This is a genomic window from Brachybacterium sp. HMSC06H03 (assembly GCF_001807385.1).
GTDB classification, from domain to species: domain Bacteria; phylum Actinomycetota; class Actinomycetes; order Actinomycetales; family Dermabacteraceae; genus Brachybacterium; species Brachybacterium conglomeratum.
On sequence record NZ_KV788806.1, the window covers coordinates 33,299 to 59,862 of the forward strand.

The window sequence follows — 26,564 nt, forward strand, 5'->3', positions numbered from 1 at the left end:
CGTGAGCGTGCCCTCTCCGCGCCTCAGCGTCATCATTCCCGCGCACAACGCCGCGGGTGTGCTCGACGAGCAGCTCGAGGCTCTGCGCGTCCAACAAGGTGCCGACCCATTCGAGGTCCTGGTCTGCGACAACAACAGCAGAGACGGTACGGGCGCCTTCGCTGCCGCACACGCGGGCACCCTGGATCTCCGCGTGGTCGACGCCGCCGGTCCGTCGAGCGCCAGTCACGCCCGGAATCGGGGCGCCGAGGTCGCACGCGGAACGGTCCTGCTGTTCTGCGATGCGGATGACCTTGTCGATACGCATTGGGTGCGCGAGCTCTCGGCACCGCTCCTGTCCGGAGCTGATGTCATCGCCGCCGGCGCCCTGCATCACGAGCGGTTCAACGACACGGATGTCCTCGCGGCGTACGGCATCGCTCCGGATCCCGATCCAGCCTCCACGCCGGAATCCAAGGCCCCAGCGGGGTACGCCGGCTATCTTCCCACCGCCCCAGGCGGGAACTTCGCCATCCGGCGCGACCGCTATCTCGCACTCGGCGGCATGGACCCTTCCTATCCCGGCGGAGCAGAGGAGACGGACTTCGCGTGGCGCGCGCAGCTGACAGGAACAGCGGTGGTCACGCGCCCCCGAGCTGTCGTGCACTACCGCCTCAAGCGCACCCCGAGGGCACTCTTCCGCCAGCAGCGCATCCAGCACTACGCACGGATCCTCCTGTGGACTCGCTATCGCACGAGCGATATGACAGGGCCGAGCCTCAAGTACTCGCTCATCCAGATCGCACGCCAGGTCCCGAATCTGCTGCGGCGACAGAGCCGAGCAGACCGTCTGCGCACGGCCCAGATCCTCGGCGGCAACGTGGGAGCTCTGCAGGGCATTCTCGCTTTCCGAATCCTGCGCCATGACCCCGCACCGCAGTCCATCACCGCGAAGACGACGGAGGTGTCTGCCTGATGACTCTCGACATCCTCTACATCCGAGCGGGCGGGAACGGCTGGGGGCCGATCGACCAGCTCGCCGCTCTCACCGCGCGGCTCCTCGAGGGCAACCTGGTCACCCTGCAGGATCAGGGCGAGGTCTCGATCGCCCGCAAGCTCCTCGGCCAGCTCCCGAGGCACAGATCGGACCGCCGAGCGCTCCTCGTCCTGGCCTCGAACCCTGCACACCTCGCCTACGCCGCACGGCTTCGCCATTGGCTGCCTGGGTATCGCACGACCGCTGCCTGGGTCATCGACTCTTTCTGGAGCGATCGCATCTCGCGTATGGCCCGGGGGCGTGGCCACTTCGACCACATCTTCATCACCGACCGCGACCTGCAGGACGAATGGGCGTCCGCGACGGAGACCAAGATCCACTGGGCGCCGTGGGGCACGGACACGCTCGTGATCGATGAGCTGCCGGCCGAACGTCCCGTGGACCTGCTCCGCATCGGGCGACAGCCGGCCGCCTGGGACGATGACCGTCGCACCGCGGAAGCCGCTGCGGCCGTGGGGCTGACGTTCGAGGGACGGCCCGCCATGGATCCGGATCCTGCGGTGAACCAGCAGAACGTCCGCTCGGCCCTGCTGCGCTCCAAGTTCGTGCTCGCCTTCTCCAATCTCGCGAGCCCCGCCGACTACACCCATCCGACCAGGGACTACGTCACCGGGCGATGGACCGATGCGCTCGGCGCGGGCGTGATCGTCGCGGGAGTCGCGCCGAGGGCCGCTGATCGGACGCTTGGTCCTGCGAGCACGATCGAGATCGATCCCTCAGACCTCTCCCACGGAATCGCGCAGATCCGTGAGGCCGTCGTTCGCTGGTCCCCATCGATTCCTGCGCAGACTCACGCTCGTGCGCGTGCGACGCTGGACTGGCGGTGGCGGATCCATGAGATCGCCCTCGCGCTCGACCTCGCCCCATCCACGCAGTTCCAGAACGAGCTCGCCCTTCTCGATGCAGGAGGGACGATCCGATGATCCGGTCGGCGGCGGAGAGCACGGCACGAAGCCTGCTGAACACCGTGCGCGAGCGTCCCGGAGCACGCACCGTCCAGGGGTCCTCGGACGCTATCCGAGGAGGCAACAACCTCTACCTCTGGCAGTGGGCTCATATTGAACAGCGCGCCGGACGGCGTGCTGCCGTGCTGCGCTCCGCCACGATGCCCGACTGGGTCGAGGAGTTCCCGCTCCTCCGGGACCTCACGATCGACCAGAAGGACGTCTCGCTCCTCGATCGCCGCCGGTTCGCGACCCGCTTCTTCTTCGACCACGATTTCGATCGCGCGCAGAACAGGGACTTCTGCCTGGCGCTCGTGGACAGCAGCGACTCCTTCCGTGACCGACGGTCACGGATCCGAGCTCAGATCACTCGAGAGACTCTTGTCGTAAACGTGCGCCGTGGCGACTACTACGAGGTGCCCGAGTTCTTCGCACGATTCGGCCTGGACGTCCACAGCCACGTCGCCGGTGCAGTCGAGCTCGTGCGACAGGCCGGTCGCCCCGTCGACGACGTCCTGGTCGTCTCCGACGACGTCGACTGGTGCCGTCGGGAGCTCACGCCTGTGCTCGGCGGCTTCCGGACGCTCGAGGGCAGGTCCTCACCGTTCGACGACCTCGCCTCCCTGTCCTCAGCCACCACACTGATACTCGCGAACTCGACGTTCTCCTACTGGGGTAGCCATCTGGCCTCCTCGTTCGACGGCGAACATCTCGCGATCGCGCCGTCCCACCACGAGATCGCACCCGGCGGCAACCTCATCGCCCCGATGTTCGACCCCTCCTGGCCCCGCACCGAGTACTCACCGCTCCGAGGAGCAACTGGATGAGCGCGCTGCCGTCATTCGATCCACTGGCGACCGCGCGAGCCGTCAAGCACCGCCTCTTCGTCGCTCGCCGGAGCGCGGCTGCAGCCTCTGACGCCGTCGCCTTTAGAGTTCGCCGTCGTGATGCACTTCGACGTGCCGCGGAGGGGATCACGCTTCCCCCACTGCCGACTGCAGGCCGGGGCGAGATCTGGGGCATCGCCATGGTCCGGAACGAGGCTGACGTCCTGGAGGACACGCTCGCGCAGATGGCTTCACAGGGAGTGGATCGCGTGCTGTGTGTGGACAACGGGTCGACCGACGCCACACGAGATGTGCTCGCTTCCGCCGCGCGAGACCTCCCAGTGATCGTCGGCGATGACTCCTGGACTGCGTTCGAGCAGTCCGCGAAGATGACTGTCCTTGCCGACGCCGCACGGCGAGCGGGCGCCACCTGGGTGCTGCCCTTCGACGCCGACGAGCGCTGGATGGGAAAGGACGGCTCCATCGCCGACGTGCTGCGCGGCACCGCAGCGCCCATCGTCGTCGCCGAACTTGTGAACGCCTTTCCCGACCCGGCTCAGGACGGGGCGTGGCGACTGGATCCATTTGCCCACCACGACCCGAAGATCGCCTTCCGCCCGATGCGTGGAACCGTGATCGGCATGGGGAACCATCGTGTGATGCGCCCCGGGGACATCGTCCCTGGACTCGGCATCGTCCATCTCCCCTGGCGCAGCTTCGAGCAGTTCCGGGCCAAGGTGGAGCACGGCTCACGGGTACTTGCGGCGGCAGAGTTGAACTCGGATGCGGGCTGGCACTGGCGCCGTCTCGGATCGATGGACGAGAGCGGCCTGCGCACCGCTTGGCGCCGGATGCTCTCTGGCGAGAAGATCCCCGAGAACGCCTGGCAGCCCAGCGCGGTGACAGTGCCGTTTTCTCTCGCCGGGACACTTCGGTGGCAGGGAGTAGAGGCAGCGCGTGAAGCGGCCTTGCAAGCAGACAATCCCCCGCGCGGCGAAAGTGGAAACTGGCCATGAACTCCCGATCACTTGGTCACCGCATCGCCGGCCGTCTCAGCCACTATCGCGCACGCTGGCGGCAGACCTCACGTCGGATAGCATTCGCTACCGAACGCGCCCTGCACAGGCGGGAGAGCTACAGCTACGATGCAGAACGCCACAAGCTCTACCTGGACCCCGGGGGCACGCTCTACGTACCTCGAGCCTCGACCTTCGGCGTGGACCATCTCCTGCACCCCTCAGCTGCTAAACACGAGCATTCACCGGCAGACGTGCCTGCACAGATCTTCGTGGCCTGGACCGGTGACAATCCGATGTCGGAGAATCGCACCCGTGCACTCACCCAGCTCCGAGAGATAGCCGACGGGATTCCAGTACACCTGGTGACACCGCGCACGATCGGCGATTACGTGCTGTCAGGGTATCCGCTGCACCGGGCGTACGAGCACCTCAGCCTTGTGCACCGTTCCGACTACCTGCGCGCCTACCTCCTACGACATCATGGAGGAATCTATATGGACCTCAAGCCGGTCACCGGACGGCCGCAGGACCTGCTCCTGCGTCTCACGTCCGACAACTCACTCTGGGCAGTCGGTGCCCAGGAGATCGGACCCGACAATCTGGCGAGCAATCCCTTCGGACCACTCGGAAGAGATGAACGTGTCCACTTCGACCGCATCCTCCAGCAAGCGTTGCTCGCATGCAGGCCTGGCACTCCATTGGTGGTGGAGTGGTTTCGAGAGGTCGAGCGTCGCCTGGACTACTTCACTGACCTTCTCGAGGAATATCCCGCTAAGACCCCTCGGGGGATCGAGGAGAACTATCCGGTCCCCTGGTACGCCCTTCTCGCAGAGGTCCTCGCCCCTCTGTGCCTCAAGCACGCCACCCACATCGAGACGCTGCCCAGCATTACGTTCGACCTCTCGTCTGAGTACTACTGACCCCCAGCGGAATCATCCTTGTTCGGCGCAGAGAGGTCACCGAGCTGGACGAGGTGAGCGAAGCCGGCATTGTTCTGCCTGAGCTCATCGAACGTTCCCATCCCGGAGATCAAGCCGTCTTCCATGTAGACGACGGTGTCCACATTTTTCACCGTCGAGAGCCGGTGCGCGACGACGATGACCGTCATGTCGCCGTGCAGCGCGTTGACAGTCTCGGTGACCCTGCGCTCGGTCTCGTTGTCGAGAGCAGAAGTTGCTTCATCGAGCACGAGAAGCTGCGGGGAACGGTAGAGGGCGCGCGCGATGCCCAGTCTCTGCCGCTGGCCCCCGGAGAGTCGACTCCCCCAGTCGCCGACGTCACCATCCAGGCCACCGGGGAGCGCCTCGACGACGTCCTCCAGCTGCGCCATCTTAACGGCTTGCCGCAGGCGCTGCTCGTCGGCTTCCTCGACCGGCACATCGAAGAGGATGTTCTTCCGCACGGTGTCCTCGGCGATGAAGACGTCCTGGGCGACGACACCGCAGATGCGCTGCCAGCTGTCGATTCCCTCGGCAATGTCTTTGCCGTCGACCCTCACGCTCCCGCTTGTCGGGCTCAGCAGGCCGAGCACCAGGTCCACGAGAGTCGTCTTCCCTGCCCCGGACGAACCGACGACGGCGACGGAGCTTCCCGCAGGGATGTCGAGGTCGATGCCCCGCAGTACTTCGTGCTCGGCTCCGGGGTAGCGGTAACGCACGTCTTCGATCCGAAGCGATTTCGAGAGCGTCATCGGGATGCGATCCCCTGATGCAGGCGTTCCCGCGCGCTCTGTGGCATCGCGAAGCTCTTCTTCGACCAGGAGGACGGACGCCCGCCCAATGCGGAATCCATTCACAGCGCCTACCAGAGAGGAGATGTTCGGTAGGAGCCGGAACCCGGCCGCGACGAAAAGTGCAAGTGATCCCACGGCCCGGTTCTCAGCCCCGGAGAGGAAGCTGACCGCGAGGAGGACTCCGACCCCGAGGATGAACAGGATCTCGAGGAGATACTTGGTGATCGAGCTGAAGAAGTTCCCTTCACGTGCAGCTCGCTCGTTCAGCAGGAGACCTTTCTTGAATCGTCCGATGAAGAAGTGCGCGGACCTGCGAACCTTGACCTCCTTGAAGCCCTGCAACCCCTGGAGGCCTGCGATCGTTGCGACCTTCGAGCCCTCCATGATGTCGTCGCCGACCTGCGCGATCCTCGGGCGGACGACTCGAAGATAGGCAAGAGCAGCGATGCCGAAGTAGATCAGGGCGAGCATCGCCTGCACTGGGGTGGTCACCAGCAGGGCGACCAGGATCGCGGTGACGGTGAGCCCGGACGAGACGATCGTGATCGTGGAGCTCACGGTATTGAACACCTGCCCGACCGCCGCGTTCATGGTGCGGATGGCCTCACCGATGTTGCGGCGACGGAACTCCGCCATTGGTTCATGAAGAAACCCCTGGAAGAGCCTGGTGGACATCTCGACCCGTTTGTCCATCACGAACCCCGACTGCCACCAGACGAAAGCCATCGCCAGGACGTCCTTCAGGATGAAGAGCCCCACCACGACGCCGACGAGGACCATGCCGAACGTTCCCCGTCCAGGCTGGCCCAGCAGATTCCACACCATTCCGGTCGCCCCGTCATCGAGCGGTGCCCCGGTGGCGATCTGGACCAGCGGGAGCACGGTCACGATCGCGACGGTCTCCAGGAGGGCCAGGGCGCCCGAAAGTGCCGCGGCGATCACGAGCCGCCACCGTGTCGGTCGGTCGAGCAGCCGCAGCAGGAGGCGAAGCGTCCCGGTCGTCCGCTTATCCCGCGGCTCGGGTGTTTCCGGGCCCAGCTGAACTGTCACGGGGTAGTGCTCCTTCTGAGGTCATCGATGATCGTGCGCAGCTCGGCGTGGAAGCGCTCTTCGGAGAACTGCTCCGCTCTCGCGCGGATTGCCTGGGGGTCCGGGGTGACACCCCGGGAGTGATTTTCGATGGCACGACGAATCGTGCTGGCCTTCGGAGTGTCGAAGAACGCCCCGTTCATGCACTCTTGCACCGTATCGAGGTACCCGCCCGCACGCAGCGCGATCGTCGGGACCCCATGCGCTCCTGCCTCGAGCGGCGTCAATCCGAAGTCCTCGTGGCTCGCGGCGATCAGCGCCGCAGCGTGGCCGTACGCCCACCGCATCTGTGCGTCGGAGAGCCCCTCGACCAGGCGCACGTTCTCCGGCGCCATGTCCAGCAGGCGCCGCTTCTCAGGCCCTCGACCGATCACGAGCAGGCGTCGCTCCGGCATCCCGGCGAACGCCTCGATCACAGCATCGACGTGCTTGTACGGCTGGAGCCGCGAGACAACGAGGTAGTGGCCTCCTTCGGTCCCGTCTTCCCCGGCCCATCCTGCGAGCTCACCGATCGGCTCCTGCCCGCCTTCGGCGACGGTGGGGCTGAACGGAGGGAACAGCGTAGGGGCGTCGATCCCGTAGACACGGCGGATCCGTTCACGCACGACGGACGAGTTCGCAAGGTACTGGTCCGCCGTCTGCACAACGCGCTGATCCCAGCGGGTAAGGAACGGGGTGAGCACCTTGAGCGCCAACCGCTTCAGATCGAGTGGGCCTGCCTCGCCGAGGTAGTCGTCGGGCAGATAGAGCCAGCGAGCGGGCGAGTGGCAGTACACGATCTTCTTCCCCTTTGTCGGGAAGGCGTGCGCCCAGCCGGAGGACGAGGCGATCACGACGTCCGCGTCGATACCCATTCGCGACGAGGCCGAGGCGAGGAGAGGCAAGGCGATCCGCGGGTCCCGCCGGAACGCGCCGACGCGGTTCAGACCGCTTGTGCGGATCAGCATCTCCCGGAACTCCGGGTAGGTCTGCTCGGGCTCGTAGAACAGCGTGTGGATCTCCGCCTCGGGGAACGCCTTGGCGAGTGAGAGCACCACTCGCTCGGCTCCCCCACGCTGCGTCAGGTAATCGTGAGCGATCGCGATACTCGGTGCCATCAGAACTTCTCCTTCGCCGTGTGTGGGCTCCGGTAGCCGCCGAGTGCAGCAGATTCGACGCTGAGGGCCACGAGCTTGCGTCCCAAACCGCGCGGGAGGAACCGCAGCATGAAGTCCACACCACTCCCGAGACGCGCAGGATTCAGCGGGATTCGGGAGAGCCCGCGGACCAGCGCGTTCCACAGGCTCCACCCAGGGACCGCGTTCGGGAGTCCTGCCTGCGGGTGCTTCCGCTCGAACAGTCGGCGAGCAGCGCCCGAGTGCGATGCGCGTCGGGCCCGAACAGCGGTAGTCACGGCTGCGACCCGATGTGGAGTCTCGAGCTCCTGAGCGAGGCGGACCTCGAAGCCAGCCTCGTGGATGCGATAGCCGTAGTCCACGTCCTCCCATCCGTACAGGCGGTACTCGGGGTCGTACGGCCCGATTGCTTCCCAAACTTCCCGGGTAATCGAACAGTTCCCTGCCCAGTAGCGCCACACCGTCGCCGGTGCGGAGCTGTAGGCATCGCGCCGGAACCTCTGGTCAGCGTCCTTGCCGTACACCTCGGCGTAAGAGGTGGCTGAATACTCGTTGAGGTAAAGACCGATCACGCCGCCCGGACCATCCCGGTGCGCAGACACGTGCGCCGCGACGTAGTCGACGGCCGGCACAAGATCGTCGTCGCAGCGGATCATTACATCCCCGCGGGCCACCTCGAATCCCGCGTTCAGCGCGGCGACCCGCCCGCGGTTCTCCGGGAAGACGATGCTGCGCACGTCGAGCCTCGACTCGTTCTCGAGCAGCGCCACCGAGCCGTCGTCGACGCCGTCCACGACGACGATGACCTCGAAGGACGGCGTGCCGTCCTGCTGGGCTGCCAGGCTGTCCAGCAGCCGCGGCAGCCTATCCACTCCTCGGTACGTCGGGACGATGACGGTTGCGCCGATCTCTCGCATCTGCGTCACCGTGCGCCGCCCTTTCCCGCTCTCGCTCGTGAGTAGTCTCGCCAGCGGACGACTAGCGGTTTCAGATACGGCTTGGCCCGACCTATCGCTTCCTGACGCAACGCCCTCACTGACCGCTCCGTCCCACTCATGGGGGACCTGACAGTGACGCTGTACTTGTCCAGAAGTTCCTCGGGTACGAGTTCATGCCCTACGTGGAATCGTTCGGCAAACCTTGCGATGCCGAGAGGTTTGTCCCGATGCCCACAGAAGTGCATGACTGCAGCGTCGCCCAAAGAGCTTTCATAGTAATGGCCCCGCGAATTCAGCTCGCGGTGACCGACGACCGTCGTGTCCAAGATAAGGCCGGTCTCCTGCAGCACCCACCACATTTGGTCCTGATCACCGCCGGTGAAGATGCCATCCCGCGTGTCATCCCACCAGGCCCTCACAACGCCGAGGTCCGCGTTCCACATGCGGTCCAGCAGCTGCTCGCCTCGGCTGTCGTTCTTCAGGAGGATGACTCCGGTGTTGATGCGTGACCAGAACCCGTTGGGCTCCTTCGGCCCTTCCGCGATGACGAGGAACTTGTCCTCGGACTCGGCAGCATCGACCAGCTCGCCGATCGTGTTCCGGGTGAAGTCGGTGAAGAACGCATCATCATCGATCCATGCGATCCAGTCATATCTGGGGAGGATCCTGCGGAGGATCGTCGTCTTGTAGAAGAACTTGTTCGTCACCCCCTCGCCGAGACCGATCTCCAGGCGGTAGTCCAGCCCATGCTCCTGGGCGTAGATCTGGTGGTTCACATAGGAGCGGAGCCGAACCTCATCGCCTCCTGAGACCAGGCAGACTCTCTGATCACGCATTTCGTCCTCCCCCTGCAGTCGGTACGTCGAACCGTCCTCCCATCGACCCGAGCAGCTCGGCAACTCTGCGGGATCCTGCCCGCGGGGAGTAGCACGTCTCCCAGCGTGCGCGGCTGTTCTCGAGAGTTCGCCCGGATGTGCTCAGAGAAGCGAGTGCCTCGCGGATGATGTCGGTGAGGTCTGCAGCGTTACCGCGTCGAGCAACCCACGGGAAGTGCTCACCCGCCACTTCTGGAAGTGCGCCTGCATCCGAGATCACGAACGGCGCCCCTCGCGCCATCGCCTCGGCAGCGACGAGCCCGAAGGGCTCCTCCCAGACGGAGGGGAACACTGCCAGGTCCACCTGGTCGAAGAACTCTTCCCGGCGCACCCAGCCCAGATGATCCACGCTCCCCGCAAGGGGCTCGAGAGCGCCCTGGATCTCCCGATCATCTGCCGAGTCCCCGAACCTGTTCTCCCCGGCGAGGACCAGGCGCACCTCGCGCTCCGACCGAGCGATCACCTCGACCATCGCACGAGCGAGCACGTGCACGCCCTTGTCCTTGGTGAGCCGGCCGAGGAATCCCACGCGGAGCGGCCCGTCCGGACGAGGTTCGCGGGGCTGGAAGGTGATGCCCTCCGTCCAGTTCTCGAGCACGCGAGTGTCGGGGATCCGGGAGGCCATGAAGCGAGAGGGGACCAGGACCGTCGTGGCACCGAGTCGGCCGATCCGCGCCGCCAGAGCGTTGAGCCCGGTGGGAAAGATGTGGAGGTGCGCGATGCGCGGGCCCATTCCCGTCGTCGCGACCGTCGGCACCAAACCGTTGCACCACAGCGGCACTGCACGGTTCCTCACTCGCCAGGTGGCGAGTGCGGCCACGTAGCCGGGGCGATTCGATGCCTTAAGCGACACCACGTCGAAGCCACGAGACCGTGCCTCCTCGAGCACCTCACCCGGTGTCGTGGGCGCCAGGACCGTCACGTCGATGTGCATCGAGCGCAGTGCGGCTGCGATGTTGAGCAGCATGACCTCACCGCCGCCTATGTCGCCATTGTTCGTGGCGATCGCGATCCTCGGAGTGCTCACCGAGTCTCCGCCTCAGGTGAAGTGTTCACTTCCGCCACATATCTGTCTCGTGCACGCGCATGTGCATACAGCGCGATGGCGATGACGAGGGCCCACTGGAGGGTGAACAGCACCTCGCCGAGACGCCAGGCGCAGATCAGCGTGGTCACGGTCGCTGCCTGGGCGACGATCTGCTGACGGCTCAGCTCGCGAGTGAACGGGCGCAGGGCGAACACCGCGGTCACTCCGAGAACGATGAGCAGCCACGGCCACCCGCCCTCGACCAGTGCCGTCGAGTACGAGTTGTGGAACAGCCAGACCTTGCCCGGGTCATCGTCGAACACCACGTAGGCCTCGCCGAGTCCCGAGCCGAAGAAGCCGGCGTCGTGCACCTTGACCTCGGAGGCCGCGTCGATCCGACTGCGCAGCAGATCCGATCCCTCTCGATCCGAGAAGACCCCGATCTGGGAGTAATCTTCGGCGACCTGGGACACGCCGATCACGATCACGATCCCCAGTAGCCACCGTCCGAGGACCGACAGCTTCGACGCCAGGACGATCCATCCCACCCCCGCCGCGAGAGCGGCGATCGACGTGCGAGAGCCGGTCTCCCAGACGAGGACTCCGATGAGGAGGACCAGCAGCACCCTCGCCCAGCGACGCTCCACCACAGCGAGCATCAGCACCCCGAAGACGGCATAGGCCATGCCCGCCACGTTCTTGTCCTCGAAGAAGCCCGAGAGGTACCCCCCGTAGTTGTCCGGCGCGAACCCGCCGTAGAACGCGAAGGCGTTGAACAGCATCCCCACGCCGAGACCTGCCAGACCGGAACGGAAGTCGATGCGGCCCGAGGCGAGGACCATGAGCAGCACCGCCGTCAGAGCCAGTCTGATCAACCGTCGCTTCCAATCGAACGCGAACTCGGAGGGATCCGCGAACATCGAGATCAGCCCGATGTAGAACAAGCCGATCACCAGCAGCGGGACGACCAGCTGAAGTCGGCCCAGCGCGACCTGCGGCCGACGGGTGATCGCGAGCAGGATGATCCCGACCATCACCACCTGGTTGAACGGCAGCGGCAGGCCGAACATCGATCCCTCGAAGATCAGACCGAAGAACAGTACGAGTTCCGGGATGCGCAGCTTCCCGATCGCATCGCGCACACCCTCGGTCTCAGAGCGCAGACGGGGGCCGATCGCGGTGGCGGTGCGATCGATCGTCACCTCGGACGAAGAGGTGCGGGCGCTCATGCTGCGATCTCCCGGTACACGTCCGCGATCGCCGCGGTCATCCCCGCGACGGTGAGCCCGGGCTCCGCAGGCCCGGGCCGCTCCGCGAGGTCGTTCCCCTGCTCGATGATCCTCTCGGCGACGAACTCCGGCGAGCGCGCCTCCTCGGCCGTGACCAGGCACCGCTCGGGCACGATCTCGCCGTTGCCGCCCACGTCGGTCGTGACCGCGCCGAGGCCGTGGGCCACGGCGTCCAGCAGCGTGTAGGAGAGGTTCTCCCAGGCGGAGAGCTGGACGACCACGTCGTGGGCGCGAAGTGCCTCGCTCGCGTCCGCGTGGCCGGGGAAGTCGATCCGGTCCTCGAGGTGGAGGGAGTCGGCGAGGGTGCGCAGGGCGCCCTCCTCCGGGCCGCGGCCGGCGATCGTGAGTCGGGCCTCGGGGTGCTCGCGGGCGACAAGGTCGAAGGCCTGCATCAGCTGGTCGATGTTCTTCTCCAGGGCGAGGCGTGCGAGGGACAGCACGCGCAGGCCCGCGCGGGGCTGCGGGGCGGGCTGGGGGGCGTCGACGCCGTTGCGGATCACGGTGAGCTTCTGCCCGCTCCCCCACTGCGCCGCGACCTGCGCGGCGGTGGAGTCGCTGACGGCGATCACCCGGTCGGTGCGCAGCAGGCGGGCGCGATGCGCACCGGCCTTCACCCAGGCCTGCAGGTCGCCGGACTGGTAGTAGCCGCGCACCCCGGAGATCCCGTGCTCGGTCGAGACCAGGCGGATCCGTTCACCGCGGCCGGAGCGCAGCCCGGCTACGGCTGCGACACCGGCGAGGTCCGCGAAGGCGAGGTGGGTGTGCAGCAGGTCGGGGCGCAGGCGCTGCAGGGTGCGGCGGATCGTGCGCACCGCGGCGGCGGTGCCGTCGGCCGGGGAGACCGGCCCGGTCACCACGGGCGTGCCCTGAGCGCGCAGTGCCTCGGCGAGCGGCCCCTCGGGGCACAGCACCACCACCCGCCAGCCGGGGATCCCGGCACGGGCGGCGTCGAGCACGTGGCGGGCCACGCCACCGAGGTCGGGGACGGGGACGCACCAGAGTGCGAGCCCCTCCCCGACGAGCCCGTCGTTCAGAACCATTCCTGCAGCCGATCCAGGGCCACGAAGAAGCCCTCTCCGGTGTTGACGTGCCCCATCCAGATCTCTGGGATGAACGGCGCGTCCGGGGCGAGGCGGTCCATGCGCTCGGCGAGGTCCTTGAAGTCGACCTCGCCCTCGCCCACCTGCACGCCCTCGCCGTCCACGCCCACGGAGTCCACGATGTGCAGGTGCTCGGTGTACGGGCCCATCGCGTCGATGTACTCGCTGAAGGGGCGCTGGTAGAAGTTCGCGGCGAGCTTCGAGTGGGACACGTCGAAGGTGAGGCGGCGACCGTACGTCTCGCAGAACCACACCGTGTCCTCGGGCTCCATGAACAGGTTGTGGTGCTGCTGGCCGCCCATCAGCCACGGGAAGGGCGGGAGGGTCTGCGCGGTCAGGCGCACCCCCGCCTCGTCCACCCGCTCCAGGCCCTGCTGCACCCGCTCGTACAGCGGGTAGCGCTCCTCGGGGCGCAGGTGGCGGTCCGGCAGGAAGCCGCCCATCGTCACGATCACGACCGGGTCCTGCTCGCAGGTGAAGTGCTCGCGCAGGTCGCGGGTCAGGTCCACCACGCGCTGCACCTCGTGGATCGACCGCTCCCAGATCGCCTCGTCCGGGGAGGCGAGGTCGATCAGGAAGTCGCCCGGGTACAGGTCCGGGGCGTGCACGGTGAAGAACTGCTCGAGCTTCTCCCCCGGGGCGAAGAACTCGGAGAGGTCGAGGTCCATGTCCTTCGCGCTCTGGTGGAACTCGAGGAAGTCCGGCTCGGAGACCTCCAGCAGGGCGCGGAAGTCGTGGAAGCGCACCGGCAGTCCCCAGGGGCGGCGGAAGCTAAAGCCGCTGCGCTGCCGGGGCCGACCGGCGAGGTCACCGGGGTAGAAGAAGTCCCCGGCGTGCACGTCGCGGTGCAGAGTCGTGCCCAGCAGCGCCTCGCGCTGATTGGGCTGCAGGCCGCGGCCGGGGCTCTTGACGTCCACGTCCGCGGCGGTGACCACGTCACCGGAGCGCAGGTCGCGGGCGGCGACCAGCGACTTGGCGAGGTTCACGCGGTTCATCAGCTCGCCGGTGGAGAGCTCGCGCGGGCCGTCGGTGCCCAGCGCCTCCTCGACGTCGCGGATCTGGCGGACCATCTGCCCCAGCTCGTCGGGCAGCAGGGAGACCTTGTGGTCGTTGCCCTCGAGGGTCTTGTCCACGGTGACGTGCTTCTCGATGATGTGCGCGCCGCGGGCCACGGCCGCGACCGGGACGTGCCAGCCCCGCTCGTGCCCGGAGTAACCCACCAGGCCGTCGCCCAGCTCCGCGAGACGGTCCATGTACCGCAGGTTCACGTCCTTGTAGGGCGCGGGATAGGTGGACTGGGTCTGCAGCAGCGCGAACGGCGCGCCCTGGCCGCGCAGCACCTCGACGGCGCCGGTGATCTCCTGCTCGGTGCTCATCCCGGTCGAGACGATCATCGGCGCGCCGAAGCCGGCGACATGCGCGAGCAGGTCGTGGTTGGTGAGGTCCGCGGAGGCGATCTTGAATCCGGGCACGCCGTAGCGATGCAGGGCGTCGGCCGAAGGCAGGTCCCAGGGCGTGCAGATCACGTCGACCTCGCGCGCGGCGCAGTGGTCGAACACGCGGTACATGTCCTCCACGGACAGGGAGTACTTGGCCAGCAGGTTCATCGTGTACTGCGGGCCGAGGTCCTCGCCGGCGCTCGCGGCGCCGCCGGAGCGGTACAGCGCCGCCATGTCGCGCAGCTGGAACTTCACCACGTCCACGTCGGCCGCCACGCAGTGGTCCACGAGGGTCTTGGCGAGCTCGACGTCGCCCTGGTGGTTGTTGCCGATCTCGCCGATGATCAGCGCGGGGTGGTCCTCGCCCACGGTGCGGCGGCCGATGGTGAGGGTGCGCGTGCCGGGGGTGGCGACGGCGACGAGGCGACCGCGCTCGTCGAGCACGGGGATGCGGTCCACGCCGTCGCGGAACAGCGGGACGATGTCGGCGACCGGGGTGCCCTCGGGGACCGAGACGAAGCGCGGGTTCGCGGCGTCGACCGCGGGGGCGGCGAGGTCGGGGGCGGTGTGCTCCACGAGCCAGCGGCGGATGTCGCCGTCGCTGAGGGTGCCGCGCACCGTGCCGTGCTCGTCCAGAACGAAGGCGACCCGCGACTTGTTCGCGCTGATGCGCCGCAGCGCCTCGAGCACGGTCGCGGTGACGTCGACCGTGTAGGGGGCGGTGGTGCGGTCCAGGATCACGAGGTCCTCCATCCGAGTCGGGCGAGCATGCTCTCGGCGGCGGCGACGTCGGTGAGGGTGTCGATGTCCACGCCCTCCACCTCGTCCAGCACGAACAGGTCCGTGCGTCCGCCGATGCGGTTGCTCTTGGTGCGGTAGATGTGCGGCGCCGTCACGTAGAGGCTGCCGTTCTCGAAGTAGTGCATCTGCTGCGCGGTGAGCTCCTGGCGGCGGGGCCGGGCGTCCACGTCGTAGGCGGCGCGGGCGCTCTGCCCGGGCGCCTCCGGCAGGCGCCAGAAGAACGGCGACTCCGGCACCACGCCCACGAGGGCATCGACGCCCTTCTCGCGGAACATGGCGAGCGCCCGGCGGATCGTGTCCGCACGGCGCACGGGCGAGGTGGCCTGCAGCAGCACCACGGCGTCCAGCGCCGTGCCCTCGGCCTCGACCACGTCCATGGCGTGCAGGACCGTCGGCTCGGTGGGGGCGTCGTCGGTCGCGAGCTCGGCGGGGCGCTGGATCACGCGGGCGCCGTGCGCGGCGGCGACCTCCGCGATCTCGGCGTCCTCCGTGGAGACGGCGACGATCACGTCATCGCCTTCCTGCGCCTCGAGCGCCTGCGCGATCGTCCAGGCGATCAGCGGCCGCCCGCCCACGCTCAGCAGGTTCTTGCGCGGGATGCCCTTGGAGCCGCCCCGCGCGGGGATCACGACCAGTGCCGTCATCCGGCGCCCTCGAGGATCTGGGCGATGAGGCGGGAGGGCTCGTCGGCCCCGGTGGGGAGTGCGGGGGTGGGCTCCCCGCCCCAGCGGCGCATGTCGTAGCGGTCCCAGAACTCGCGCACCCAGGCGGGCACCTTCTCGCCGGCGACCCAGGAGGGGATCCCGCGGGCGGCGGCCTCGAGCACGCCGGTGGAGAAGATCCCGACCACCGGGGCGCCCACCTCGTGCAGCGGGATCGAGGTGTCCTGGAACTCGACGCCGCGGCGCATCATCAGCTTGTGCGCGGCGCGGGAGAGGACGTCCGTCTCGGAGGGGTGCGGGCGGTACAGCGCGCCCTCGGCGCGGCAGAAGGACATCGCGATCCCGGCGGTGAGGCGGCGCGGCAGCTCGGCGCCGTGCATCTGGCCGAGGAACACGGGCTTCTGCCCGGTCACGTCGACCTCGCCCTCGCTCTCCTTGCCGGCCTGCCACAGCAGCTGGGAGCCGACGGTGCGCACCTCCACGTCGTCGCGGCCGGAGCGGTAGAACTCCGCGTCGGCGTCGCTCCAGGCCAGCAGGGTGGTGCGGGGCGGCAGCGGCGGGGCGTACGGGGTCAGGGCCCCGTGCTGGACCACGGCGGAGGCGGTGTCGGTGGCGAGCGCCCACTCGTGGGCGGCGCGGCCCGCGGCGAGGTGCTGGCCGAGGGTGAGCACGGCGCCGATCCCGCGCCTGTCCAGCACGACGGCGAGGCGGCGGCGCTGCTCGTCCTCGGTGGTGGCGGGTTCGATCCGCTGATGGGTCCACTCGTCGCCGGCGAGCTCGGGCAGGTCAAGGCCGGCGGGGCTGAGCACGTCCACGCCGATGCGCAGGTAGGGCAGGGAGGTCAGCAGGCTCGCGCGGGAGGTCGGGGAGGCGGAGTCCAGGCCGATCAGCAGGCGGGTGTCACCCTCTCCCTCTCGGGAGTGGAGGACCAGGCCGGGCAGCTGCTGGGTGCCGCGACGCGAGCGCACCGCGCTCGTGACGGCGTGCTTGACCTGGCGGGCTCGGTTCCGCGTGTTCTGCCATTCCTGCCAGCGCTCCAGGGAGCTGGGGTGGATCAGTCCTGCCACAGCGAATCGACCTCCTCGAGGCGATGATCGAAGGTGTGCTCGGCGAGGGTGCGGCGCCTGCCGGCTTCTCGCATCCTCTCCCCCCAGGCCCGGTCCTGCAGGGCGCGCCGCGCGAGATCGAGGAGCTCCTCGCGATCGTGCCACACGGCGACCTCGGTGCCGACCTCGTAGAACTGGTCCACGTCGTCGCGGTCCACGAGCTGCACGCCGCCCATGCCGGGGATCTCGAAGGTGCGCATCGCGTGCCCGTTCTGCAGGCCGTGGATCGCGACGGCCGCCGCGCCCTCGGCGTGGATCTGGTAGGCGCGCTCGAGCGGCACCTCGCGGGAGGCGGCGATCGGGGGACGTGACCAGGAGAAGGTGCGGGCGCGGTCGAACGGGTGGCGGGAGAAGTCCCGGCCCCAGGCGTGCACGGGCAGGTCGTGCTCGGCGAGGTGGGTGAGCAGCTCCTTGCGGTTGGCGTAGCCGGAGCCGATGAACACGATCTCGTCGGTGCGGCGGCTGGTGGGCTCGCTGCGGTGCGGGTCGAAGGCGTTGGGCACGAAGTGCGCATCGACCCCACGGGCGCGGAGCATGTCCGTCTCGGAGCGGGCGTAGTCCACCACGGGGCCGACCTGGCGCAGGAACTCGTCGGTGTAGTCGTGGCGGTGGAGGTCGTCGTAGAGCCACAGGATCCGCGGGGTGTCCCCGAGCGCGTCCCAGAACCGCTGATCCAGCCCGTCGCCCTTGATGACGACGACGCGGTGCGGCTGCACCTCCCGCATCCGCGCGATCACGCGGTCGGTGAGGCGGGCGCGCTCGGCGGTGCGGCGGTCGCCGGGCAGGTGGAGGCGGTCGGGCAGCTCGACGGTCGCCTTCAGCCGCAGCTTGTCGCCCACGGTGTCGTAGGCGTCGTAGCGGGCGGTGTGGACATCGTAGCCGCGGCGGGCGAGGGCGTCGCCGATGCTGCGCCAGTAGCCGTGGAAGGCCGGGGAGATCAGCAGGAGCCGCTCCGGGGTGGAGGGGGCAGGGCTCATCGCGGGAGGGTCCTTCCGGCGCGGTGGATCAGGTCGAGCTCTTCGCGGGCCACGGCCAGCGGGGCCACGTCCCGTCCGGCGGCGCGGCGAGCGCTGTTCCACAGCAGGTTCGCGGCGGTGGCCAGCGTCATCGCGCCGCGCAGCAGGTGCACGTTGCCGTGCTTGCGGGCGTAGCGCATGCGGGCGCCGACGAGCCAGCGGCGCCGGCGGGCCTCGCCGCCGGAGGAGCCGCCGCCCACGTGGCGCACCTCGAGGTCCGCATCGAGCAGGGCGGGGATCCCCGCGCGGCGCAGGCGCAGCTGGAGGTCCACCTCCTCGGTGTACATGAAGTACCCCTCGTCGACGCCGCCGGCCTCACGCACCTCCGCGAGCGGCAGCAGCAGCACCGCCCCGGAGACCCAGTCCACCGGCACCATCCCGCTGCCGCGCTCGGCGTCGAGGTCGTGGCCGACGGCGCGGTGCAGCACGTCGCGGTGGCGCTGCGAGGCGAGCGGCACCAGCCACTCCACCACCTGGTGGGAGATCGTGGGGAAGTACCGCGCGGCGTAGCTGGAGCCGCCGTCCTCGCCGACGTTCCGGCAGCCCACCACGGCGGGCATCCAGGGCAGGGCGTGCGCGAGCAGGTCCTCGCAGAAGCCGGGCGGGATCTGCAGGTCGGAGTTCAGCACCAGCGCGTGCTCGATCGCGGGCCCGCCCGCGGCGTCGGCCGCATCGACGACCGGTGCGGCGAGCGCGTCCAGTCCGGTGTTCACGGCGGCGCCGAACCCGCCGTTGACGGGCCGGCGCACCAGCTCCACCCCGGCCGGCAGCTCACCGGCGGGGACGGGGACGGGGCTCGCGTCGTCGACCAGGACCACGCGGGCGGGGCGCTGCGCGGCGGGCACGGCCTCGCCGCACAGCGACTCGAGCAGCGGCAGCACGGGAGCGAGCGCTCCGTGGACGGGGATGATCGCCCCGAGCCCGCGGAGGCTCATCACCGACCCCAGGTGGAGGCGGCGCGGCGCCCGCGCGGGGAGGTGCGCGCGGCGGCCGCGGAGTCCCCCTCGGGCTCGTGCCCGTCGGGCTCGACGACCGGGCCGGGCTCGGCGGGCGCGGAGGCAGGGCCGGGCTCGGCGGGACCGCCGGCCTGCTCGACGTCGACCTCCTCGGCATCCGGCACCACGGCGGACTCGTCGTAGCCGCCGAGCGCGCCGTAGCCGTACTTGCCGTAGGCGCTGTAGCCGTAGACGGCGTCGCCGTAGGCGAGTCGGTTCAGGCGGCCGGTCGAGGCGCGGTTGAGCACTGCGCCGTAGACGGTGCCGTTCACGGCGCGGATCGCCTCGACCGCCTTCTGCATCGCGGCGGTGCGGGTCTGGCCGGGGACGGCCACGAGGATCGCGCCGTCGGAGTGGCGGGTGAGCAGCTGCGCATCGGTGACCGCGAGCACCGGCGGCGCATCGATGATCACGAAGTACTGCCGCGACAGCTCCTCGATCAGCTCCTGCATGCGGCGCGAGCCGAGCAGCTCGGAGGGGTTCGGCGGGATCTGCCCGGCCGGGAGCAGGGTCAGCAGCGGGACGGTCGTCGGCTCGGCGACGTCCTCGAGGCTCACCGAGGCGGCGAGCAGCTGGGACAGGCCCACCTCGCCGTCCACGGAGAACTGCTGGGCGATCATCGGGCGGCGCAGGTCCGCATCCACCAGCAGCGTGGGCTGGCCGGCGCGGGCCATGACGCGCGCGAGGTTCGCGGCGACGGTGGACTTGCCCTCGCCGGGGGCAGAGGAGGTCACCACGATCGAGCGGGGCGGGTTGTCCACGTCGATGTAGCGCAGATTCGTGCGCAGCTTGCGCAGCGCCTCCCGGCTCGGGAAGGACGTGGGCTCAGGCAGCACACCGTCCTTGCCGCGGGCGAGCTCCTTCGCGTCCGGGAGCGCGCCGAGGGTGGGCAGGCCCACCACGTCGGTGACGTCGTCGGCGGTGCGCAGGCGGCTGTCATTGCGGTCCCGCAGCCAGGCGAGGCCCAGCGCGACCAGCAGCCCGAAGGCGGCGCCGGCGAGCAGGAACTTCTCGCGGTCCGGGGAGACGGGGGCGCCGGGCACGACCGCGTTCTGGTAGTTGGTCAGCTGCACGCCGACGGCGGCGTTCTCGTTCCCGCCGGTCTCGAGCTCGCGGGCCTCGGCGGCGGTCGCCTCGACGGCGGCGTTCGCGATCGCGGAGGCCTCCTCCGCGGTGGGCGCGACGGCCTCGACGGTGATGATCGGGGCGTTGGGGTCCAGGGTGGTCTGCAGGGAACCGGCGACCTCGTCGGGGCTCGCCTCGAGGCCCAGCTCGTCCACGATCCGCTGGCCCACCGCGCGGGTGTTGAACAGCGGCAGGTACGACTGCGCCTTCGAGTACTGGAACTCCATGTTCCCGCTGGCCTGCTGGATCGGGTCGCCGTTCTCGTCGGATTGCGCGCTGGCGGAGACGTAGCCGAGCGCGCTCGCGGAGTAGGTGGTGCTCTGCGTGAAGGAGAGGCCGTAGCCGGTGGCGGCACCGAGCACGAGGCCGGCGACGAGGAGAAGGAGGTTGCGCAGCAGCAGCCTGAGGAAGTCTTCGATCGTCACCGTAACTCTTCTTCTGAGACCGTTCGAGGGGCCTTGTCATACTAGGTGAAACCGGTGCACAACCGCCCGGAATGTCGTCACGACCACGTCACGAACTGACGCTTCGCCGGAGACTGCGCCGATGTTCACCTGCCGGTCGCCGAACCAGCACCGACCGAGCGGCCGGGTTCACCTCATGCCGGGTCAGGCATGCACTGCGGCATCTCGGGATGTCTTCGCGTCGCCGATGCGGATGACCGATCCGTCCGATCTGATCTCTTTGGATGGAATGCCCGACATGCGGCTTATCGTGTTCCAGGTCTCACGGCGAGATGATTTCTCCATGACGGCGCTGCTGATGCTCGCCGCCCTGGTGCTGACGGCGGGCCGAGCGGCGGCCCGAGGGGCAGGCCCGGCCGGCAGCTGCGCCGTCGTCGTCACCGTTCGGTGGAATCCGCGGGGCGGATCGTGCGGCGCCCTCTGGCCTCTCAGAAGCAGGCCTCCAGGGCGGTGATGCGGAGCGTGCCCTCGCCGCCGACCGAGGCAGAAGCGGGCGGGTCCTGCAGCGAGAACGCGGTGACCGCTCCCGTGAGGGTCAGTCGGATGGCCGGCCACGGCCCTCGACCTTCCCCGGCGGCGGCACGGGCTGCGTTCGGCACCGGCTCGCCGATGATCGAGGCGCTCCCGCCGTCGACAGCGACCGTGACCGCATCGCCGCGACCAGTGCCCGTCCCGCCCGGCAGGACGAGGTCGACGCCGTGGATCCGCAGGGCGAGGCGCAGCGCGGGCCGGTCGAGGGCGACCTCGATCCGCCATCCCGGCGACCGCAGGGCGAGGGCGAGCCCGGCCCCTCGGCCTCGAGCAGCGGAGCGCCCTCCGCGGCGACGCTCACCGTCCCCACGTCCTCGCCGAGCGGATCGCGCAGCGATAGTTCATCGGCTCCTGCGGGACTGTGTCCTCCTGGCGGATCGTGTCTGGGCGGTCGCCCTCGACCAGAGTGAGCGCCTGGGCGGAGCAGCTCAGGGCGATGGCCGGTGCGGGCACCGCGGACGGCCGCTCGGCGGCGGTCCAGGCCGCGCCGCGCGCGAGGGCGCGGCGAGGCCGACCCCCGTCGGCCCTGGTCCCGCGGCCCATCGACCACCTCTTCCCAGAGCGCCTCCATGGAGAGGAGCTGTCCCAGCCGGTCCATGACGCGGGTTCCTCCGGTGAGGGCACATGCGGCACCCGGTGCACCGCGCGGGAAAAGAGTAAGCGGTGCGCGAAGCGGTGCTGTCGAAGCACCCGCGTCAGCTGTCCGCGTCCCCGGAGGCGCGGCGAGACTCGAGGAGAACCCGCAGTCCACCGAAGGAAAGTCGGGAGGGCTGTGTCATCCGGCACGACCTGCCGCGCGGACGGACCTCCGCCTCCCTCGACCGGCGCACGATGCCGGCGACCCGGCGTGGAGCAGGCGCCCGCTCCGCTCCGAGCGCGGCGGGAGAGCCGCTGTCACCGCGGCATGTTCCGCAGGTTGCTCGCGGCCATGTCGACCATCCTCCCCACCCCGCCGCCGAGCACGACCTTCGTCGAGGCGGTCGCGAAGCCGCGGATCTGCTGCGCGGTGATCTTCGGGGGCATCGAGAGGGCGTCGGGATCGGTGACCACGTCGATGAGCACCGGGCCGGGGGTCGCGAGCGCGGCGGCGAGCTGCTTCTTCAGCTTCTTCGGCTCTGTGATGCGCACCGCGCCGATGCCCACGCCCTCGGCGATCGCGGCGTAGTCCACGGCCTCGTGGTCGGTGCCGTGGTCGGGCAGGCCCTCGACCAGCATCTCGAGCTTCACCATCCCCAGGCTCGAGTTGTTGAACACCAGGATCTTCGTGTCCAGCTCATGCAGCTTCACGGTCAGCAGCTCGCCCATCAGCATGCCGAGCCCGCCGTCGCCGCTCATCGAGATCACCTGCCGGCCGGGGAACGCCTTCGAGGCGCCGATCGCCTGGGGGAGGGCGTTGGCCATGGTGCCGTGGTGCCAGGAGCCGAACACGCGTCGCTTCCCGTTGGGGGTGATGTAGCGGGCGCCCCAGACGTTGCACATGCCAGTGTCCACGGTGAACACCGCGTCGTCGTCGGCGAGCTCGTCGAGCGTCGCGGCGACGAACTCGGGGTGGATGGGCGTCATCCGCTCGACGTTCTTCGTGTACGCGGCGACCACACCGGAGAGCGCCTTGTGGTGTGCCTTCAGCTGACGGTGCAGGTAGCGGTGCCCCTTGGTGGACGTCAGCAGCGGCAGCACCGCCTGGAGGGTGAGCGCGACGTCGCCGTGCACGGCGAGGTCGAGGCCCACGCGGCGGCCCAGCCGGGACGCGTCGGCGTCGATCTGCACGATCCGCGGCGCCCCCTTGCCGTTCTCGCGCGGCAGGAACTCGCTGTAGGGGAAGTCGGTGCCCAGCAGGATCACGAGATCCGCCTCGTGCATCGCCTCGTAGCAGGCGCCGTAGCCGAGCAGACCGCTCATGCCCACGTCGTAGGGGTTGTCGTACTGCATCCACTCCTTGCCGCCGAAGGCGTGGCCGATCGGCGCCTTGACCCGTTCGGCGAGCGCGAGCACCTCCTCGCGGGCGCCGCGCACCCCGGCGCCGGCGAACAGCATCACGGTGTCCGCCTCGTCGATCAGCTCGGCAAGGCGGCCGACGGGGCCTGCGGCGGGCTGGACCGCGCCGAGCTCGGTGGCGAGATCCCGGGTGAGCGGGGCGTCGACCCCCTGGTCGGCGACGTCGCCGGGCAGCACCAGCACGGAGACGCCGCTCTTCGCGATCGCGGTCTGGATCGCGATGTGCAGCATGGTCGCGCCGTGCGGGCCGGAGTTGACCATCTCGCAGAAGTGGGAGCACTCCTGGAACAGCCGCTCGGGGTGGGTCTCCTGGAAGAAGCCGGTGCCGATCTTCTCCGAGGGGATGTGGGAGGCGATCGCGAGGACCGGCGCGTTGTCGCGGTGCGCGTCGTACAGGCCCTGGATCATATGGGTGTTGCCGGGGCCGCAGGAGCCGGCGCACACGGCGAGCTTCCCGGTCAGTCGGGCCTCGGCTCCCGCGGCGAAGGCGCCGGCCTCCTCGTTGCGCACGTGCACCCACTCGATGCCCTCGGTGGTGCGGACGGCGTCGACCACGGGGTTCAGCGAGTCGCCGACCACCCCGTAGATGCGCTCCACGCCGAGGTCGCGGAGCTGGGTGACGAGAAGCTGGGCGAAGGTGCTGCGAGCCATGAGAGGTCCTCCCGAGATGTGGGTTCCCGGGAGCACGGTCCCGGAACGGAGTGCATGTCCTCGACCCTACTCGCGAGACGCCCCGATGGCAGGGCTGAGCCCCGACCGATCGGCTCGGGAACGGCGCGGCGCGGCAGCGGAGGCGCGGCGCGGCGGGGGCGGGGCCCGCCCCCTCAGACGGAGGGAGTCTCCTCGTCGGCCTGCTCCTCGCCCTCGGCGGGCGTCCCCGGGATGAAGCGCACCGTCTTCACCCGGCGCTCGTCGACCTCGGCGACCTCGAGGGTGCCCCCGTCGATCGCGACCGTGTCCCCGGCCTCGGGGATGCGTCCCAGCTGCGCCATGAGGAAGCCGCCGACCGTCTCGTAGCCGCCGGTGTCCGGCAGGGAGATGTCGGTCGCGGCCTCGAACTCCTGCAGGATCAGGCCGCCCTCGAAGGTGCCGTCGGCCGCGAGGATGCTGTCCAGGCCGCCGGGGGCGGGCCAGGTCTTCGCATCGAACTCGTCGTAGATCTCGCCCACGAGCTCCTCGAGCAGGTCCTCGAGGGTGACGATCCCGTCGGTGCCGCCGTACTCGTCCACGACCACGGCGATCTGGTCGGCGTGGGCGCGCATCCGGTTCAGCGCCGAGAGCACCTGGACTGTGCCGGGGATGTGCTCGATGGGGCGCACCAGCTCCGACATGCGGGTGCGGACCGGGTCCTCGACCAGGAGCATGTCGCGCACGTGCACGAAGCCGAGCACGTCGTCGACGTCGTCGCCGGTGACGGGGTAGCGGGAGAAGCCGGTGTCGCGGATCTCCTGTCGGCTCTCCTCGACGCTCTGGCGCCCGTCGAGGAAGTGGACCTGGTGGCGGGGCTGCATGACCTCGACGACGGTGCGCTCGGAGGCGTCGAACACGTCGGCCAGCACCCGCGACTCCGCCTGGTCCAGCGCGTCGGAGTCGCGGACCATCGCCTTGATCTCCTCGGCGGAGACCGCCTCGCGGTTCGCGCTCGGGTCGCCGCCGAGCAGGCGCACGACGAGGTTGGTGGAGGCCGACAGCAGCCAGATCACCGGGCGCATCAGCTGCCCGAACAGGTGCAGCGGCGGGCCGACGATCCGCGTCATGCCCAGCGCGTTCTGCATGGCCAGGCGCTTGGGGACGAGCTCGCCGAGCACGAGGGAGAGGTAGGCGATGATCAGCGTCATCCCGATCAGCGCGGCGGTCCCGGCGGTGGCCTCCGGCAGGCCCAGCCCCGTCAGCACCGGCACGAGCGAGGGCGCGATCGTGGAGGCGCCGTAGGCGGAGGAGAAGAACCCGGCGACGGTCACGCCGATCTGCACCGCGGAGAGGAACTGGTTGGGGTCGCGGACCATCGTCGCGGTCTTCGCGCCGCGGGGCCCGGACTCCTCGAGCTGGTCGATCTGCGACTCGCGGAGATTCACGATCGCCATCTCGGTGCCCGCGAACACGCCGCCGATCAGCACGAAGAGCAGCACGAGGGCGATGTTCAGGAGGACGGAAGGATCCATGGGGACAAACCTACCGGTGCGCGCCTGGGGCGCGGCTCAGGCAACGGGCCGCGTTGGTCGCGGCAGGGTCGTCCCTCGCGGCACGCACCGGAGGGCGGCGCCGGACTGTTCACAGCAGCGGCAGCAGCTCCTCCCACACGGCGCGGAGGATCTCGGCGCCGGCGCGGCCCTCGAGGTGAGAGGTCACGGTGAGCACGGCCTGCTGCGCGGGCAGGACCAGCAGGAACTGGCCGTAGGCACCGTCGGCCCGCCAGGCCCCGTCGGCCGTGCAGTCCCAGACCCCGAAGCCGTAACGGGCGGCCTCCGGCTCGGGGTCGCCGGTGGCGACCCAGGCGTCCTCGGCGTGGAGGGCGTCGATCCAGTCGGCCGGGACGAGCCGGGCGCCCTCGTGGGCGCCGCGGTCCAGGAGGAGGCGGCCGAGGCGGGCGAGCTGACCGCTCTTCAGGTGCAGACCGGTCGCGCCCCAGGTGTGGCCGTCACGGGTGGTGAACCACTGCGGGTTCAGGATCCCGAGCGGTGCGAACAGGCGGGGCATCAGCCAGTCGCGCAGGGTCTGTCCGGTGCGCTCCTCGATCACGCGGGCGAGCAGGAAGATCGATCCGTTGGAGTACTCGAACCGCTCGCCCGGCGCGGCGGTGAGGTCGGTGGCGAGCATGTGGGCGGTGAGGTCCTCGTGCTCGCGCTCGGCGTCGAGGAAGCCGAGCACCGGGGAGCCGGAGGTCATGGTCAGCAGGTGCCGCAGCCGCACCTCGTCCACGCCCTGCCCGTACCCTCCGGTCGGGGCGGGCAGGTGATCCACGAGCCGGTCCTCGACGCCCAGCAGCCCCTCGGCCTGCGCGATCCCGACGGCGAGGGCGGTGACGGTCTTCGAGACCGAGTAGACGTTCTCGGCGGTGTCCTCGACGAATCGGTGGGAGAGCTCGGGACGGCCCGTGCGGTGCAGGTGCAGGGCCCGCACGCCCAGGCGCTGCTCCAGGATCCGCTGGCGCAGCGGCAGCAGGAGGAGGTGGTCGGCGGGGGTGACGGCCGCGGTGCTCATGGCTCGACCGTAGCCGGTGAGGCCGACGCCTCAGATGTGCACCGGGTCGGGGGCCTCCTGGCCAGCAGGCCGGGTGACGGGCTCGCGCAGGCGCACGCCCTCACGTCGGCCGATCCACACCACGAGCAGACCGGTGAGCAGCAGCAGCGCGATCGCGCCCGTGATCCCGCCGGCGAGCGCCGCCTCGGAGGCGGCCGCGGCGGGGACGGAGAGCGCAGCGGCGGAGGTGCCCGGTGCC

Annotated in this window: 22 protein-coding genes and 1 pseudogene; 5 read left to right on the forward strand and 18 right to left on the reverse strand. The window is 69.5% G+C overall.

Annotated elements, in window-relative coordinates; all coding sequences use genetic code 11:
- The first annotated feature begins 1 nt into the window (after position 1).
- From HMPREF3159_RS09425 to HMPREF3159_RS16710, 5 genes are read left to right on the forward strand one after another with little or no spacing between them, the layout of a single operon-like run.
- Positions 2-955, forward strand: coding sequence for a glycosyltransferase family 2 protein (locus HMPREF3159_RS09425; protein ID WP_070500796.1), 954 nt, complete (start codon positions 2-4; stop codon positions 953-955).
- A complete protein-coding gene (locus tag HMPREF3159_RS09430) occupies positions 955-1,959 on the forward strand; it encodes a hypothetical protein (protein WP_070500797.1) in 1,005 nt (334 codons plus the stop codon). Before HMPREF3159_RS09425 ends, HMPREF3159_RS09430 begins: the two co-directional genes overlap by 1 nt.
- Positions 1,956-2,807, forward strand: a complete 852-nt coding sequence (locus HMPREF3159_RS09435; protein ID WP_083305895.1) for an alpha-1,2-fucosyltransferase — start codon at positions 1,956-1,958, stop codon at positions 2,805-2,807. Before HMPREF3159_RS09430 ends, HMPREF3159_RS09435 begins: the two co-directional genes overlap by 4 nt.
- Positions 2,804-3,823: a glycosyltransferase family 2 protein gene (locus HMPREF3159_RS09440; RefSeq protein ID WP_070500799.1), complete on the forward strand. Its 1,020-nt coding sequence runs from the start codon at positions 2,804-2,806 to the stop codon at positions 3,821-3,823. Before HMPREF3159_RS09435 ends, HMPREF3159_RS09440 begins: the two co-directional genes overlap by 4 nt.
- Complete coding sequence (locus tag HMPREF3159_RS16710) at positions 3,820-4,746, forward strand: glycosyltransferase (protein ID WP_083305896.1); 927 nt, start codon at positions 3,820-3,822, stop codon at positions 4,744-4,746. Before HMPREF3159_RS09440 ends, HMPREF3159_RS16710 begins: the two co-directional genes overlap by 4 nt.
- Here the strand turns inward: HMPREF3159_RS16710 and HMPREF3159_RS09450 are convergent.
- The 18 genes and pseudogenes from HMPREF3159_RS09450 to HMPREF3159_RS09535 form a co-directional block, all read right to left on the reverse strand.
- Positions 4,740-6,608: an ABC transporter ATP-binding protein gene (locus HMPREF3159_RS09450; protein WP_070500801.1), complete on the reverse strand. Its 1,869-nt coding sequence runs from the start codon at positions 6,606-6,608 to the stop codon at positions 4,740-4,742. The genes HMPREF3159_RS16710 and HMPREF3159_RS09450 overlap by 7 nt on opposite strands.
- Positions 6,605-7,744 (reverse strand): glycosyltransferase, encoded by a 1,140-nt coding sequence (locus HMPREF3159_RS09455; RefSeq protein WP_070500802.1) that lies wholly within the window; start codon positions 7,742-7,744, stop codon positions 6,605-6,607. The genes HMPREF3159_RS09450 and HMPREF3159_RS09455 overlap by 4 nt, the downstream gene beginning before the upstream one ends.
- Entirely contained in the window at positions 7,744-8,679 is a 936-nt protein-coding gene (locus HMPREF3159_RS09460) for a glycosyltransferase family 2 protein (RefSeq protein WP_070500816.1), read from the reverse strand. Before HMPREF3159_RS09460 ends, HMPREF3159_RS09455 begins: the two co-directional genes overlap by 1 nt.
- 5 nt (positions 8,680-8,684) lie before the next feature.
- On the reverse strand, positions 8,685-9,536 hold the full coding sequence (locus HMPREF3159_RS09465) for a glycosyltransferase family protein (protein WP_070500803.1): 852 nt from the start codon (positions 9,534-9,536) through the stop codon (positions 8,685-8,687).
- Entirely contained in the window at positions 9,529-10,602 is a 1,074-nt protein-coding gene (locus tag HMPREF3159_RS09470; protein WP_083305897.1) for a glycosyltransferase family 4 protein, read from the reverse strand. The genes HMPREF3159_RS09465 and HMPREF3159_RS09470 overlap by 8 nt, the downstream gene beginning before the upstream one ends.
- A complete protein-coding gene (locus tag HMPREF3159_RS09475; protein WP_070500804.1) occupies positions 10,599-11,831 on the reverse strand; it encodes a hypothetical protein in 1,233 nt (410 codons plus the stop codon). Before HMPREF3159_RS09475 ends, HMPREF3159_RS09470 begins: the two co-directional genes overlap by 4 nt.
- Entirely contained in the window at positions 11,828-12,931 is a 1,104-nt protein-coding gene (locus HMPREF3159_RS09480; protein ID WP_070500805.1) for a glycosyltransferase family 4 protein, read from the reverse strand. Before HMPREF3159_RS09480 ends, HMPREF3159_RS09475 begins: the two co-directional genes overlap by 4 nt.
- Positions 12,922-15,183, reverse strand: coding sequence for an N-acetylneuraminate synthase family protein (locus tag HMPREF3159_RS09485; RefSeq protein ID WP_210388862.1), 2,262 nt, complete (start codon positions 15,181-15,183; stop codon positions 12,922-12,924). Before HMPREF3159_RS09485 ends, HMPREF3159_RS09480 begins: the two co-directional genes overlap by 10 nt.
- Entirely contained in the window at positions 15,168-15,875 is a 708-nt protein-coding gene (locus tag HMPREF3159_RS09490) for an acylneuraminate cytidylyltransferase family protein (RefSeq protein WP_070500806.1), read from the reverse strand. Before HMPREF3159_RS09490 ends, HMPREF3159_RS09485 begins: the two co-directional genes overlap by 16 nt.
- Positions 15,872-16,960, reverse strand: a complete 1,089-nt coding sequence (locus HMPREF3159_RS09495) for a hypothetical protein (RefSeq protein WP_070500807.1) — start codon at positions 16,958-16,960, stop codon at positions 15,872-15,874. Before HMPREF3159_RS09495 ends, HMPREF3159_RS09490 begins: the two co-directional genes overlap by 4 nt.
- Entirely contained in the window at positions 16,948-17,976 is a 1,029-nt protein-coding gene (locus tag HMPREF3159_RS09500) for a CgeB family protein (protein WP_070500808.1), read from the reverse strand. Before HMPREF3159_RS09500 ends, HMPREF3159_RS09495 begins: the two co-directional genes overlap by 13 nt.
- On the reverse strand, positions 17,973-18,950 hold the full coding sequence (locus tag HMPREF3159_RS09505; RefSeq protein ID WP_070500809.1) for a glycosyltransferase family 2 protein: 978 nt from the start codon (positions 18,948-18,950) through the stop codon (positions 17,973-17,975). Before HMPREF3159_RS09505 ends, HMPREF3159_RS09500 begins: the two co-directional genes overlap by 4 nt.
- The gene (locus HMPREF3159_RS09510; RefSeq protein ID WP_070500810.1) at positions 18,950-20,560 is read right to left on the reverse strand and encodes a tyrosine-protein kinase domain-containing protein; all 1,611 of its coding nucleotides are present in this window, start codon (positions 20,558-20,560) and stop codon (positions 18,950-18,952) included. Before HMPREF3159_RS09510 ends, HMPREF3159_RS09505 begins: the two co-directional genes overlap by 1 nt.
- Before the next feature lie 867 nt (positions 20,561-21,427).
- Complete coding sequence (locus HMPREF3159_RS09515) at positions 21,428-21,673, reverse strand: hypothetical protein (protein ID WP_070500811.1); 246 nt, start codon at positions 21,671-21,673, stop codon at positions 21,428-21,430.
- Positions 21,674-22,024: 351 nt separating this feature from the next.
- A complete protein-coding gene (locus HMPREF3159_RS09520) occupies positions 22,025-23,776 on the reverse strand; it encodes a pyruvate dehydrogenase (protein WP_070500812.1) in 1,752 nt (583 codons plus the stop codon).
- A gap of 173 nt (positions 23,777-23,949) precedes the next feature.
- Positions 23,950-25,287 carry a hemolysin family protein gene (locus HMPREF3159_RS09525; protein ID WP_070500813.1) on the reverse strand — a complete coding sequence of 446 codons (1,338 nt, stop codon included), beginning with the start codon at positions 25,285-25,287 and terminating at the stop codon, positions 23,950-23,952.
- 109 nt (positions 25,288-25,396) lie between these two features.
- On the reverse strand, positions 25,397-26,326 hold the full coding sequence (locus tag HMPREF3159_RS09530; RefSeq protein WP_070500814.1) for a serine hydrolase domain-containing protein: 930 nt from the start codon (positions 26,324-26,326) through the stop codon (positions 25,397-25,399).
- 30 nt (positions 26,327-26,356) lie between these two features.
- A pseudogene (locus HMPREF3159_RS09535) lies at positions 26,357-26,564 on the reverse strand (CAAX protease); the annotation flags it as partial.